Annotated in this window: 13 protein-coding genes; 1 reads left to right on the plus strand and 12 read right to left on the minus strand. The window is 36.1% G+C overall.

All coding sequences use genetic code 11. The features are described 5' to 3' along the window. Positions 1-162: 162 nt before the first annotated feature. From yigB to pmbA, 12 genes are all read right to left on the minus strand, one after another. Positions 163-876, minus strand: a complete 714-nt coding sequence (gene yigB, locus J3U57_RS03175) for a 5-amino-6-(5-phospho-D-ribitylamino)uracil phosphatase YigB (protein WP_267343823.1) — start codon at positions 874-876, stop codon at positions 163-165. After that, a complete protein-coding gene (xerC, locus tag J3U57_RS03180; RefSeq protein ID WP_267343822.1) occupies positions 876-1,799 on the minus strand; it encodes a tyrosine recombinase XerC in 924 nt (307 codons plus the stop codon). The genes yigB and xerC overlap by 1 nt, the downstream gene beginning before the upstream one ends. 8 nt (positions 1,800-1,807) lie before the next feature. Beyond that, entirely contained in the window at positions 1,808-2,542 is a 735-nt protein-coding gene (locus J3U57_RS03185) for a DUF484 family protein (RefSeq protein WP_267343821.1), read from the minus strand. A 128-nt stretch (positions 2,543-2,670) separates the two neighbouring features. Then, positions 2,671-3,495 carry a diaminopimelate epimerase gene (gene dapF, locus J3U57_RS03190; protein WP_267333115.1) on the minus strand — a complete coding sequence of 275 codons (825 nt, stop codon included), beginning with the start codon at positions 3,493-3,495 and terminating at the stop codon, positions 2,671-2,673. A gap of 120 nt (positions 3,496-3,615) precedes the next feature. Then, positions 3,616-4,866, minus strand: coding sequence for a diaminopimelate decarboxylase (gene lysA, locus J3U57_RS03195; RefSeq protein WP_267343820.1), 1,251 nt, complete (start codon positions 4,864-4,866; stop codon positions 3,616-3,618). Positions 4,867-4,877: 11 nt separating this feature from the next. Beyond that, positions 4,878-5,018: an LPS translocon maturation chaperone LptM gene (gene lptM / locus J3U57_RS03200; RefSeq protein WP_267343819.1), complete on the minus strand. Its 141-nt coding sequence runs from the start codon at positions 5,016-5,018 to the stop codon at positions 4,878-4,880. A gap of 332 nt (positions 5,019-5,350) precedes the next feature. Then, positions 5,351-7,444: an ATP-dependent DNA helicase RecG gene (recG, locus tag J3U57_RS03205; protein WP_267343818.1), complete on the minus strand. Its 2,094-nt coding sequence runs from the start codon at positions 7,442-7,444 to the stop codon at positions 5,351-5,353. A 5-nt stretch (positions 7,445-7,449) separates the two neighbouring features. Next, on the minus strand, positions 7,450-9,558 hold the full coding sequence (gene spoT / locus J3U57_RS03210) for a bifunctional GTP diphosphokinase/guanosine-3',5'-bis pyrophosphate 3'-pyrophosphohydrolase (RefSeq protein ID WP_267333118.1): 2,109 nt from the start codon (positions 9,556-9,558) through the stop codon (positions 7,450-7,452). A 19-nt stretch (positions 9,559-9,577) separates the two neighbouring features. Then, positions 9,578-9,868 carry a DNA-directed RNA polymerase subunit omega gene (gene rpoZ, locus J3U57_RS03215; protein ID WP_065633529.1) on the minus strand — a complete coding sequence of 97 codons (291 nt, stop codon included), beginning with the start codon at positions 9,866-9,868 and terminating at the stop codon, positions 9,578-9,580. Between the two features lie 136 nt (positions 9,869-10,004). After that, the gene (locus J3U57_RS03220; RefSeq protein ID WP_267343817.1) at positions 10,005-11,225 is read right to left on the minus strand and encodes a CinA family nicotinamide mononucleotide deamidase-related protein; all 1,221 of its coding nucleotides are present in this window, start codon (positions 11,223-11,225) and stop codon (positions 10,005-10,007) included. Between the two features lie 46 nt (positions 11,226-11,271). Continuing rightward, positions 11,272-13,005, minus strand: coding sequence for a SulP family inorganic anion transporter (locus J3U57_RS03225; RefSeq protein ID WP_267333120.1), 1,734 nt, complete (start codon positions 13,003-13,005; stop codon positions 11,272-11,274). Between the two features lie 9 nt (positions 13,006-13,014). Further along, the gene (gene pmbA, locus J3U57_RS03230) at positions 13,015-14,367 is read right to left on the minus strand and encodes a metalloprotease PmbA (protein ID WP_267333121.1); all 1,353 of its coding nucleotides are present in this window, start codon (positions 14,365-14,367) and stop codon (positions 13,015-13,017) included. A 77-nt stretch (positions 14,368-14,444) separates the two neighbouring features. Between pmbA and yjgA the strand changes: the two genes are divergently transcribed. Beyond that, positions 14,445-14,981, plus strand: coding sequence for a ribosome biogenesis factor YjgA (yjgA, locus tag J3U57_RS03235; protein ID WP_267333122.1), 537 nt, complete (start codon positions 14,445-14,447; stop codon positions 14,979-14,981). The last annotated feature ends 13 nt before the right edge of the window (positions 14,982-14,994 follow it).

The following is a 14,994-nucleotide window of genomic DNA, read 5'->3' on the forward strand; positions in this document are numbered from 1 at the left end:
ACCGGTAACCGGTATCAATTTTATATACATTATTCATTCTTTCATTATTTTTTAGATGTCGTATGTAGACGATAAGCAAATAGGATAAAAGATAGGTTTTAAATCACAGTAATTTATAATTACTGTCAGCTTTACTGTCTATTTATACAGACTTTGCAAGAATTATATCAGATTCTCTAATTCAGGCAATTGTGTTATCTCAATATGAGGTAAACATCTTGCATCGGTAAGCTGCAAAATATCTTGATCAAAAATATTTAGCCAGCACCCTAAAAATCCATTATTAACCGCGCCATTAACATCAGTTATTAAATTATCACCAACATGTAAAATATTACCAGCCGGTAGCGCTAGCCTATCGGCGGCTAAATTGAAAATTTCAGGAAAAGGCTTAGAACGACCATTAGCACCACCACGAAGGAAAAATTGAAAATAGTCACCTAAACCGATTTTGTTAATGTCAACGTTTCCATTAGTAATGACAGCTAAAGGAAATTTTGTTGCTAACAAAGCTAATAAAGTGTGCGTAGATTGAGGAACATTCATTGTATGGCGCCAAAAATTAAACGTTGTCATTGCATCATCAACTATCTGTGCAATCTTAGCGGTTGAAATTTTGGCTTTAATACAAAGCGATTTAATTGTCTCAATTCGCCAAATAATCACATCGTGATAAATTTCTGGATTGGCTGATAACACACCATTTTTTTCGACATGAAAATCAGTTAAAGTCACATTCTGTAATTGAGGACAAATATGCAGCGTTTTTATCATTTCTTGTTCAGATTTTTCAACAATTGTACTATTGTCATACAGTGTATCGTCAAGATCGAAAGTAATGGCTTTAATAGAATTAATTGAACGGTAAAAATGCATTATTTACTTCCTCTTTTCGCTCTGGGGTGTGCAGAATCATAAACTTCTGCCAAATGTGAAAAATCCAAATGCGTATAAACTTGTGTTGTTGACAAATCAGCGTGACCAAGCAATTCTTGTACAGCTCTTAAATCACCACTTGATTCTAACATATGAGTGGCGAATGAGTGACGTAATTTATGCGGGTGCACATGAACGCTTAAACCTTGTTTAACTCCCCATTGTGCAAATCGTTTTTCTACGTTGCGTGGGGATATGCGTTTACCTAATTTAGAAATGAACAGAGCATCATCTTGCGGCTCTAAAAAATCACGCATCGATAACCAATGCTTGATCCATTTTATCGACTCTCGACCTAATGGCAATTTACGCTCTTTGCTGCCCTTTCCCATCACTTTTATTTCAGCATCATTTAAATTTAACTGCCGGCAATTAAGATTAACGAGTTCAGAAAGTCGTAAACCCGAACCATACATAAGCTCAAGCATGGCTCGGTCTCGTACTGACAACGGATCGTTGTATTCTATATCCAAGAGTTGATTAATCTCATCAATATCAATATTTTTAGGCAAATGTTGCCCTACTTTAGGATTTAACACACCGCGTGCAGGATTGGCGACAATAAGTTCATTTTTTACCATCCAATCACAAAAACTTCGTAAGGCAGATAATCTTAAAGATAAGCTTCTAGCCTGTAAACCAGTGCGTTTACTCCGGCTAATTAATAATCTTACTGCCGATGAATCTAAATCTTGCCATTTATTCAGTTCGATTTCTTGCGCTAATGAAATCAGTGCATAGAGTTGACGTTTATAATTAATTTGAGTATTTAAACTAAGTTGCTTTTCTGATTTGATATAATTTAAAAACTGTTCGACTGGCTGAGTTAATAAATCGACATTTTTTTGAGATGAAAGATTCATAATCTGCCTTATTTTTTTCGCATGACCCATTTTTCAATTAATATTGGTAATATTAGACTAATTCTTTCTAATAACAATGTTCCTTGCTCAGCTTGATAATGATGAGGATCGGCACTGGTAAACATGAGCAATCCTAAATCGCCAAATTGACCTAATAACGATAAAGCAACTGAACCGACATAACCATGTTCTGGCAATAGAAAATCTAGCTCAGTAGTATTTAAAGTGCCCAAATACTGATGACTATATTGTAAATGCCTAACTCTTATAAAATCAAAACGTAGGCAATTTAATGCATAGTGATGATGAATAGAAGGTGCATTGAGTAACCATTTATCATCAAAAAGATATAAATAAGCGCCGCTAAGACCTAAAGATTTGGCCCAACTTTTTAATATATTATCTAAATCATTAAGATCGTTTGCTTTAATTAATTGTCCCTGCAAATCCATAAATTGATTGAAAAGCAATTCATTATTACTGGCATATTCCATCAATAAGGTAATTTCGGACTCTAACTGACCAATTTTATTACGTTGCCTTGCCATTTGCCATTCAGGTAATGAAACACCACCACGAATGGGATGAGGGATCTGCATGCTTTGGAGATGATTAGCATTACGAATAAAAAAATCGGGATTATCCATCAAATATTGACTGACTATTTCATCATTCAAAGTAGGCTTGTCGGCAACTCGCCTTGTATATTTTGCTTTATGAGCGCGTGTTATTTTAGCAACCATGCTTAATCTCTGTTATCACTTATTTATAATATTTGTGTAAATAAAACTCAAAGAGAATCACTGCATCCATTTAAACTATTAACTTATTTAATGACGAATTTATGATTACAAAACGAATAATCTTATAGTTATATCGCAATAAATCCATCATAGACATGGGTTGCTGGCCCTGTCATATAAAGTGGTTGATTCATTCCCTGCCATTCAATTAAAAGCTTACCACCAGGCAAGTTTACATTGACTTTATTATTCAATAATCCTTGATTAATGCCGACTGCAACAGCAGCGCAAGCACCAGTTCCACAAGCTTGTGTTTCGCCAACACCACGCTCAAACACCCGTAAATCAATGTTGTTGCGATTAATGATATGCATAAATCCGACATTTGCTCGTTCAGGAAAACGTTCATGTTGTTCTAATAGCGGTCCAAGTGTGGCCACTTCAGCGGTGAGAATATTATCGACTTGTAGCACACAATGGGGATTTCCCATTGAAGCCACGCCACATAATACGGTGTTCTCTTGTGCTCGAATAATATAAGTTTTTTCTTCTTTTATTGCTTTAAACGGTACTTTACTTGGTTCAAAAATAGGTTGCCCCATATTAACTCTGACTGTTTCATCATCATTAACTGTTAGTACAATATTCCCTTTTACCGTGCTCACTTTTAAAACACGTTTTTTGGTTAAACCTTTTAAACGAACAAATCTAGCAAAACAGCGAGCGCCATTTCCACACTGCTGAACTTCACTTCCATCTGCATTAAAAATTCGGTAATGAAAATCAGTATCTGGCGCATAAGGAGGCTCTACAAGTAAAAGCTGATCGAAACCAACACCTGTGTATCTATCAGCAAGGCGTTTTATCATTTCTGTTGAAAGATGAACATTTTGCGTTACCGCATCAATGACCATAAAATCATTTCCAAGTCCATGCATTTTTGAAAAGTTCATCGTCACTTACCTTCTATTAAAAACATTGTTATCTATTTACTTATTTTCACTATCCATTAAAAAGTAGTCTAGGATAATTAACAAGGCGCTGGTTAAGATGTTGATTAACCATAAATAAGATTATAGGGTCTCTCCTCGCCATAAATCATCAAACGATTCACGTTGACGAATAAGTTTGTGATGTTGTTCATCGGTCAGCATAACTTCAGCTGGCCTTGGATGGCTATTATAATTTGAAGCCATACTAAATCCATAAGCACCAGCACTACAAATAATTAACAGATCGTCTTGTTGCACTGAAAGCTCTCGCTGATATGCCAATACATCACTCGATTCGCAAATCGGTCCAACAACATTATAGATAAAACGTTGATCGGATGGTTTCGGTTCTTTTTCAGGTAAAACTCGCATCCAAGCTTGATAAAGCGCGGGGCGAATCAAATCATTCATCCCTGCATCAACAATAGCAAAATGATTATCATCTTGATGTTTGGTATATTCAACTTTCGTAATCAATAATCCACTATTAGCAACAATTGATCGCCCAGGCTCTAATAAAAGCTCAAGATCACGATAATTAGCTGATTTTTTCTTCAATTCGCTAACAATCAACGATGCTGAAGGCGGTTGTTCTTGATCATAACGCACCCCTAATCCACCACCTAAATCAATATGTTTAATATGAATATTTTCAGATTTAAGTTTATCAACTATCGCTAATATGCGATCGGCAGCATCAAGAAATGGTGAGGTTTCAGTCAATTGTGAACCAATGTGGCAATCAATGCCAACAATATGAATATGATCTAACGATGTTGCTTTACGATAAATATCTAATGCGGATTGATGGCTGATACCAAATTTATTTTCACGCAAACCTGTTGAGATATAGGGGTGGGTTTTAGCATCAACATCGGGATTAATTCTAAAAGAGATGTTTGCAATTTTATTTAATTTTTTAGCCACATCATTAATGCGATAAAGCTCGGCTTCGGATTCAACATTAAAACATTTGATGCCAACTTCAAGCGCACGTTCGATTTCACTAATAGATTTTGCTACCCCAGAAAAAACAATTTTTTTAGGATCCGCTCCCGCTATCAGTGTGCGTTCTAACTCACCTTGCGACACAATATCAAATCCTGCGCCTAATTTAACAAGCAAGTTCAAAACAGCAAGAGAACTATTGGCTTTTACCGCATAACAGATTAAATGTTTCCTATCTGTCAACTCCTTTTGGTAATCCAAAAACTGCTGTGTAATATATTCGGCAGAATAGACATAAAGTGGCGTACCGTATTGCTTTGCGAGTTCTGAAATTGCGACCTTACCGGCTAGTAATTGACCCTTTTCGTAATGTAAAAAATCCATTATTAATTCCATTAAACTGTTTGATTAAGCAGATGAGTGTTAATTGAAGCATTTGATTTTTGTGCGGGCATATAAAGTGGCCCTTTCAACCCACAACCCAATAACGTTAATATGACGAGCACTAAGGAGAGTAATTTTATCGATGATTTCATACCAAGTTCACAATTTTTTCATTTTTGTAATGAGCACTATATTACACGATAGCCAAATTCGTGCAAAGCATAAATAAACATAACATTATTTAAGGGATTAATCTCGACTTAACAAGGCACAAACGACAAAGTGTAGTCAAAAATTATAATTAAGAAGGAAAAGAATCAATCAATATAACCAAGCGATTTATGAGATGACTCTTTTGAAATAAAAATGTGCAACTTGATCTTGTTGATAAAAGTTTTATCTCAATTTTATTAACTTAGTAAAAAACATGACAAGATTAATGCTTTTTAACCAATTAATTTCACAAGTTACAAAAGTAATAATATTAAGCATTGATATATTTTTGACGATCAGGTAGCCAACACGCTATAAGTTGCTCAGCCATCTGTGGAGAGTTTTGTAATAAAGGCAAGGAAACCCTCTGTATTTCACTAATTAAATGTTGATCACGAATTAAATCAACCACTTTAAAATTTGCCATACCCATTTGGCGAGTCCCTAAAATCTCGCCACTTCCTCGAATTTCTAGATCTTTTTGGGCAATCACAAAACCATCATTGCTTTCACGCATCACCTTCATACGAGCTTGTGCAACCTTGCTCAACGGCGCTTGATACATTAATACGCAATGAGACACTGCACTCCCACGTCCAACTCGGCCACGTAATTGATGCAATTGTGCAAGCCCAAGCCGTTCAGCATTTTCAATAATCATTAAACTGGCATTGGGTACATCTACACCAACTTCAATAACGGTTGTCGCAACTAAAAGCTGAGTTTTACCGGCTTTAAAGTTTTGCATAACCGATTGCTTTTCATCAGATTTCATTTTGCCATGAACCAGTGCTATTGATAAATGTGGTAGTTTTTCACGTAATTCTTCAACTAACATTTCGGCAGCTTGTGCATCAAGCGTTTCAGATTCTTCCACTAACGTACACACCCAATAAACTTGACGATTATCCAAACAGGCTTGATTCACTTTTTCAATAATTTCTTCTCGTCGAGAATTAGGAATAACAACGGTTGTAATCGGCGTACGCCCAGGCGGTAATTCATCAATCACTGATACATCCAAGTCGGCATAAACAGTCATGGCTAACGTTCTTGGAATTGGCGTAGCGGTCATGATCAGTTGATGTGGGTAAATTTGATCTTTAATACCTTTTTGCCAAAGTGTTAGCCGTTGGTTTACGCCAAAACGATGTTGTTCATCAATAATCACGAGACCTAACTTAGCAAACTCCACTTTATCAACAAATACGGCATGTGTACCTATTAGCATGGTGATATCGCCGGCTTTGATACGTTCATACCGATCTTTTTTATTCTTTGCCGTTAAACGACCAGATAACCAATCAACGCTAATACCAAGCGGCTCAAACCACTGCTTAAAATTGTTATAATGTTGTTCAGCTAATATTTCGGTTGGCGCCATTAAAACGACTTGTTGATTATTTTCTATCGCATTTAATGCCGCTAAAGCTGCAACTAAAGTTTTTCCTGAACCGACATCACCTTGAATTAAACGCATCATTGGAATAGATTTTGCCATGTCTTGATATATATCTTGTACAACACGTTGCTGAGCATTGGTCGGTTTGAAAGGTAATGAGGCCAAAAACGGCTCAATATAGTGCTGATTTACCTGCATAGCATAAGCTTGTTGCTTTTGATTATCCGTTTTTAAGGTGAGCATACTTAAATGATAAGCAAGTAACTCTTCAAAAATAAATCGTTTAATAGCAGGGTGATTACCATTAGATAACTGAGCAATATCAGTATCAATAGGCGGATTATGAATAATATTCAATGAATCAAAAGCTGACAAAAATTGATTTGCTAGTGGCGCAGGTAAAATTTCTTCAGGTGGGTTGCGCTTTAGTAATAACAGTGCCGCTTGAATCAACTTACGAATCACATTTTGCGTTAAGCCATAAGTTGTGGGATAAATCGGCGTATATCTTTCTTGGGTTGGATCGGTAATTAATGCATTATCTTCTCGATTCGCTCTGACTTTATATTGTGGGTGGATAATTTCACGATAAGTTTTTCCATTTTTGATTTCGCCATAAGCACTCACCCATTTGCCGATAGCTAAACTGGCTTTCATACCTGCATTAAAATGCATAAATCGCAATATAGCGATTCCTGACTCATCTTGAATATGACAAACTAGCATTTGTTTACGCCGAAAAATCACTTCCGTTTTAATGATACAACCTTCGATAGTGGTGTATTCACCAATGCTACTGCTGCCAATTGCACAACAAGAGGTGCGATCTTCGTATCGCATCGGAAAGTGTAATAATAAATCCTGAATGGTTTGAATGCCGAGTGTATGAAATTTTTTTTCTAAACTTTCACCAATACCGGCTAATTTAATTAACGGAATATGGTTTAAAAAACGGTTAGCCATAATAACTAATTGACATTGCGAGTCACACTCACCACATCTTGCTGTAGCGATAACTTACGCATCAGTTCATTAAGTTGTTGAACATTTTTTACTTCAATTTGTAGAATAATCGTATAAATTTGTCGATCTTTTTCTTCAGTATTCAACCATTGAAGATGAGCTTGTTCATCATTAATGATAGACAAGACATGACCTAATGAGCCTTGATTATTGAGAATATCAACCCAAATTTCAGCAACAAAGAGCTGTTCAATATTTGGCGCCCACCTTAAGGGAATATATTTTTCAGGATTATTTTGATAGCCAGTAATATTACGACAAGATTCATGATGTACAGTTAATCCTTTTTCGGCACTAACATGCCCAATAATAGGATCATTTGGAATGGGATGGCAACATTTCGAAAATGTTACAAGTACACCTTCACTACCTGTGATGACTAATGTCTTATTCGCCTCTGAGTGATTATTCAGTAATGCCTTATGTTCTAAGCCTTTAACAATAAAGTGACTCATCACATTACCTAAACCAATTTCAGCCAGTACATCATCAAAAGTCGGTAATTTTGTTAATTCAACAATTCTTGCAATCTGTTTTTGCGAAAGCTCATCAATGCCACCGGTTTTAATCAAAGAGAGATTAAGCAAACGCCGACCTAATTCGATAGCATCTTCACGCTTTAATGTTTTTAAAGCTTGGCGAATACGAGATCGTGCTTTCGCACTGACAACAAAATTTAACCAATTCGCATTAGGACGACCTTCAGGAGAAGTAATAATTTCAACTGTTTGTCCATTACTTAATGGCTGAGAAAGCGGGAATGGCTTACGGTCAACAATCGCACCAATGCATTGATAACCAATATCGGAATGAACAGCATAGGCTAAATCAACTGCTGTTGAACCCTCTGGTAATTGAACAATACGCCCTTTAGGCGTAAAGACATAGATTTCTTTAGGAAAAAGATCGGATTTAACGTTTTCTATAAATTCAAAAGAGTTACCCACGCTTTGTTGTAATTCTAATAAACTTTGCATCCAACGTTGAGCTTTAATTTGAGTAGTGGTGTGATTGAGCTCATCATTTTCGTTATATACCCAGTGCGCAGCGACCCCCATTTCGGCCATTTGATCCATATCCTCTGTGCGTATTTGCACTTCAACGGGAGTACCATGTGGACCAATTAATGATGAGTGTAAAGATTGATAGCCATTTGCTTTTGGAATAGCGATATAGTCTTTGAAGCGGTTAAGTCTTGGTTTATATAAATTGTGTACCAAACCGAGTGCACGGTAGCAAGCATCGACATCTTTAACCACAATCCGAAAGATATAAATATCCATGATAGAGTGAAAGTGTTGTTCACGCATTTGCATTTTTTGATAAATGACATAGATATTTTTTTCAAGTCCTTCAACTTCAGCTTCAATATTGGCTTCAGCCAAACGACCTCTAATCTCTGATAAGATTTGTTGGATTAATTCTTTTCGAGTACCTCGCGCTGCTTTCACAACTTTTTCTAACACTTTCGCTCTATTGGGGTGCATAGCAGTAAAGCCTAGGATTTCCAACTCGGTCTTAATATGATGGATTCCCAATCGATGCGCTAAGGGTGCATAAATTTCTAATGTTTCTTTCGCAATTCGTCTGCGTTTGTCAGGTCTTAATGCACCTAATGTGCGCATGTTATGAGTACGATCGGCAAGTTTGATCAATATAACTCGCACATCTTCGGTCATGGCTAACACCATTTTGCGAAAATTTTCGGCTTGCGCTTCTTGCCTGTTACGAAATTTTAGCTTATCAAGTTTGGAAACACCTTCAACTAAAATAGCGACATGCTTGCCAAATTCTTTTGTTATATCTTGAAAAGTGACGGGGGTATCTTCGATGGTATCATGTAAAAGTGCGGCAATGATAGTTTCATAATCAAGCCGCATATCCGCTAAAATCGTTGCGACAGCAACTGGGTGAGTAATGTACGGTTCACCACTACATCGGAATTGCCCTTCATGCGCTTTTTGAGCAAAAAAATAAGCTTTTTGAATCACTTCAACTTGTTTAGCTGGAAGATAAGATGCAACAATCTCTTTTAAGCTATCAAAATATTGCATAGGCAATTCTCAAAAAAACTTATTCGTACGAGGGAGTATTTTCGAGCAGAATCGATTCATGAAGTGCAGAACGAACTTCCGCTTCTTCATCTTGTAAAGCTTGGAAATCAGCACTATCAAGAATTTGTTTATTGACAAGACCATCTTCTATTTCACGTAATGCTACAACGGTTTCCTTGTCGTTTTCTTCCGGAACTAATGGCGACTTATTTTCAACTTGTAATTGGCGAGCACGTCTTGCTGCAACTAAAACTAGATCAAAGCGATTACCAATTTTTTCTACTGCATCTTGAACAGTTACACGAGCCATTTTTACCTCTAATTTGTTTTACTAAATTACCTAATGTGAAAGATCGCTTATTGTACTTAATTTTAAGGGGAATTGTCCATATTTATATTATTTCACAATGTAAAATAAACACTCTTATAGTCAATGCCTAATAATATTAGGCGATAACTTCTAACCAGACATTTGGCCCAATTATTGGCATGTTTAGTAAGTAACGCCGTAAAGCATCTAAAGCAATCGCACAAAAAATTTTGCGCTCAGTTTGTCGATTTTGCAAACGACCAGTATATTTTAAATTACATTGCCAAACCTGTTTTGACGTTGCGATTAATAACGTAAATTCGCTATTTTTTTCACGAAAATTAACCAGTCCAAGCACAATATCTGCATGATTATGTTTTAAGATCTGTAAACAATACGATTTTGGATCTTCAAGTAACAAGGGTAGAATTTCTGATTTGACTAAAGGTGCAGCTGATTCAAACAATTGTGAGCCAACAATCCCAGCCGATTGCTGTTCAATAACAGCGATAGTCAAATTTTTATCAAGCAATAATCTAGAAACCAGTTGAGCTAAACCAAACGTATCTTGTTGGCTTAACACACCTTCAAATAAAAAATTGCTAGAAACAATAACTTTGATTTTAGACCATAATTCATCCATTTTATCTTTTTGAGACTCTGGTCCTGTTAGTTTTAATTCAATAATTGGCATTGCGGCACGATAGCCAATTATAATATCGTCTGGAATATCAATTTTAGCTTCAATTTCTGTGGCGAGATCACTTTCAGTTCGTCCCATTGTTGTTAATCGATAACACAATTTTTTATCAAAGGGTGGCAAGCGCTGCGTAATCTCGAGTAATATTGAGTTTTGTACCATTTCTTTAAATTCTGATGGTACACCGGGTGTAAAAAATAGCAAACAGTTGTTGATTTCCATTTTAAATCCACAAGCCGTGCCGATTGGGTTATCAATTAAAGAGGCACTTTCAGGCAACATTGCTTGCTTAATATTACTTGAAGGCATGGTTTTGCCACGACTAGTAAAATAATGTTCAATTTTAAGTAGCCAATCATGGTTTAATGTCAGTGATTCATTGTTAGCTTTAGCAGCAGCTTCGGCGGTTAAATCATCGCTTGTTGGTCCTAAACCACCATTAATAATAATAATGTCATTAACTAAGCTACGCTGCTTGAATGTATGAATCAATTGTTCTAAATTATCACCAACGGTATACCTTGATGTGATCGTAATACCTTCTTCAAATAGCAACTGCGACAACCATGTAGCATTAGTATCAATTATTTGACCATATAACACTTCGTCACCGGTGCTAATCATCTCAATTTTAGGCATTTTGCTAATTTGATTCATAATATTCCTTAACATGCTAATTAATGATTATAAGATGGTTTTATTATTACTGATTTAAAGCATCTTCATTATTTTCCATGTGCTCTTTACTTTGTACTAACCGAACTGAAAAATAGAGATCATAAGCAAATTCAATATACTGTTCATCTAACTTAATATTCATCTGTTTAAACCAGTTTTTTAATGTTTTTCGTCGACCTGATAGTATCAAAATCACATTTCTGACTTTCAACGATTTCACCAGCTCTTCAATACCCGACAAAACACTAACATCTTTATACGTAAAACAAGGAATAGCATCGACAATGACATAACTTATCGGTTGCGGTGCTTCGTCAATATAACTGATAATTCTGCGCTTAAAATAAGCGATGTTAAAGTAAGTAAGTGGAGAGTTAAATCGATAAATAATGGTATTATCTAGAGGTTTAACGTCTTTTCCTAAAGAATGAATACGACCACTTTCATCAACCCCAAGTAATTGATCTTTAGGCCTAAATACTCGCCTTAAAAATAAGAATAAACCTAATAACACCGCTAGCGCCATACCGGGAATAATACCAATGACTAACACCGAAACTAGCGTGGTTAAACTTAAATAAAACGCATCACGATCAAATTTAAAAAAGCGAATAATAGTCTGAAAGTTAATTAGCGAAATAGAAGAATAAATTAAAATTACCCCTAACACACAGGTTGGAATATATTTTAATGGGGATAATAAAAACAAGACAACAAAACCAATAATGATAGCTGCAATAATCGAAACTAACTGAGTTTTGCCACCATTAGCATCATTAACCGCCGTACGCGATGACGTACCACTAACCACAAATCCTTGCGATAATCCTGCCACAATATTTGCCATACCTAAGGCTTTAAATTCAACATCAGCGTTAGTTTCATAGTTATTTTTTGAAGCAAAACTTCGTACTGTTATCATCATACTGACAAAACAAATAATCGCGATATTCAGTGATGGCACAACTAAATCACGCATCAAGCCTTTATCAAAATCAAGCCATGATTCAACGGGGATAAAATCACCAGTCACTGCGCCAATAATTCGAATATTGTGAGATTCAAAATTAAATAACCAAGAGAGAAAAGTCATCACAACCACGGCAAAAAGCGGTGCGGGATAACGCGGTTTTATTTTTTTTAAACCGATCAATATCACCAAAGTAAACAGTGAGATTAATGCTGTGAAGAGATGAATTTGTGGAATTTTAAACGGTAAATAGACAACACGTTCAATTAAGTAAGAGTAATCATAAGAAAACCCTAATGTCTTGGCGAGTTGATCTACCATTATGGTGATTGAAATGCCATTAAGTAAACCAATCAATATCGGTTGACTCAGTAAATCAGCCAGTGCACCTAAGTGCAATTTGCCGGCAATGATACACCATATTCCAATCATAATTGTTAATATAACTACCAACTGCCAACGCAAAATAGGATCATTTGATGCTAGTGGTAAAACTACTGCTGCAACTACTGCACATGTTGCAGTATCAGGACCAACAATAAGTTGTCTGGAAGAACCAAAAAGTGCATAAACAATCAACGGTAATATTGTTGAATATAATCCAGCAATTGCACCAACACCAGTGAGTTCAGCATAAGCAATAGAGACGGGTAAAGAAACAGCTGCAACTGACAAACCCGCTTTAAGATCAAAACTAAAGTAATCACGCCTATAGTGTAATAAATTTTTTAAACCTGGCATCCATAAAGCAATTTTTTGCATTAGTGCGCTGTTTGTGACTCTTCCCATATATGTCTTTTATTTCCCTGCTATACTCATATTATCAATCAATATCGATCCACATTGGATATTGGTTCTTGTTTCAATATCATCACCAATGGCTACAATATTTTGATACATATCTTTAAGATTTCCGGCAATGGTAAATTCATTAATTGGATACTGTATTTGACCATTTTCAACCCAAAATCCAGTTGCGCCTCGAGAATAATCGCCGGTAATATTGTTGACACCTTGCCCCATCAATGATGTTACAACAACACCTTTATCTAATTTAGCCAACATAGCATTGAAATCACTGCGAGGCTGGCTAGAAGAGATTAACCAGTTATGAATTCCCCCTGCGTGCCCCGTTGATTTTAAACCTAATTTTCGGGCTGAATAATTCCCGAGTAAATACGTTTGCAATACGCCTTGCTCAATAATATTACGTTTGACCGTTTGGGTTCCCTCACTGTCAAAAGGAGAAGATCCGACACCTTTTAGAATGTGAGGATCTTCAAAAATAGTTAACCATGAAGGAAACACAGATTTGCCAATACTATCTAACAAAAATGAGGACTTACGATAAATTGCTCCCCCACTAATTGCACCAACTAAATGACCAATTAAGCCAACCGCCACCTCTGGACAAAATAGGACAGGCGCTTGCATTGTGGCTATCTGCTGGGCGCCTAAATGTGAAATAGTTCGTTGTGCTGATTGTTCGCCTACCCATGAAGGGGATCTCAGCTCACTAATATCACGTGACGAAGTATAAGCGTAATTACGCTCCATTTGACCATTTTGTTCTGCAATAACCGAACAAGATAGAGAATGCGAACTCGCACAATAGCCTTGTAACATTCCTAAACTATTGCCATACATGTAAATGCCATAACGACTACTAAAATAGCCACCATCACTACTTTTTATTTTTGGATTAGCAAGTGCCACTTGTTCCGCTTGCTTTGCTTGTTCAATAGCTCGATCCACATTCAAATCACTTGGGTAAAAAAGATCCAAATCAGGCGCATTAAATGCCATTAAAGAACGATCACCTAATCCTGAGTAGGGATCGGGTGAAGTGTATTGCATAATATTAACCGCCATATCAATAGTTTGAGCAATAGCCTTAGGGGATAAATCATTAGTAGAAGCGCTCCCCTTTTGCTGATTTTGATAGACAGTAATAGCTAACGCACCATCACTATTAAATTCGACCGTTTCAGGTTCACCTAAACGGGTACTAACATTAATACCGGTTGACTGATTAATTGACACTGCAACTGAATCAACACGCGATTTTGCTTTAGCAATAGTATCAGCCACTATAGCCGACAAGTTTGCTTGTTGATCTTTTGCCTCTTTTTTAATTTGTTCAATACTCATTTTATTATTTTCTACAATTCTGCTAGTGATACGTTATAATAAGCCAGAAATGCATTTTAGTTAACAAAAGAAATTATATGAATCAAAATCAAAAGACAACCGAAGAAGCAAACTTTAATGTCGATGATATCGAAGATGAAATTATCTACGTTAGTAAAAGTGAAATAAAAAGAGATGCTGAAGAACTTAAAAAACTCGGTATTGAACTCGTTAATTTAAGTAAAAATGAACTTGCTAAAATCCCCCTTGATGAAGATTTACTCTATGCCATCGAATTAGCTCAAAAAATCAAAAAAGAGGGTTACAGAAGGCAAATTCAATATATTGGTAAATTACTCAGAAATCGGGATATCGAACCAATTACACTTGCCTTGGATAAACTCAAAAACCGCCATAATCAACAAGTCGCGATGTTTCATAAACTTGAAATGTTACGCGATGAACTGATTGAAACCGGTGATGCTGAAATGATTATGGATTTATATCCAAATGCTGACAGGCAGCAGCTACGTACTTTCGCTCGTATAGCTAAAAAAGAGTTAGCGTCGAACAAGCCTCCGAAAACAGCCAGACAGATTTTTCAATATCTAAAAGAATTGAGCGACACGGAATAACTTTTATAATGTG

The organism is Gilliamella sp. B3464 (genome assembly GCF_026536145.1).
In the GTDB taxonomy this organism is placed as follows: domain Bacteria; phylum Pseudomonadota; class Gammaproteobacteria; order Enterobacterales; family Orbaceae; genus Gilliamella.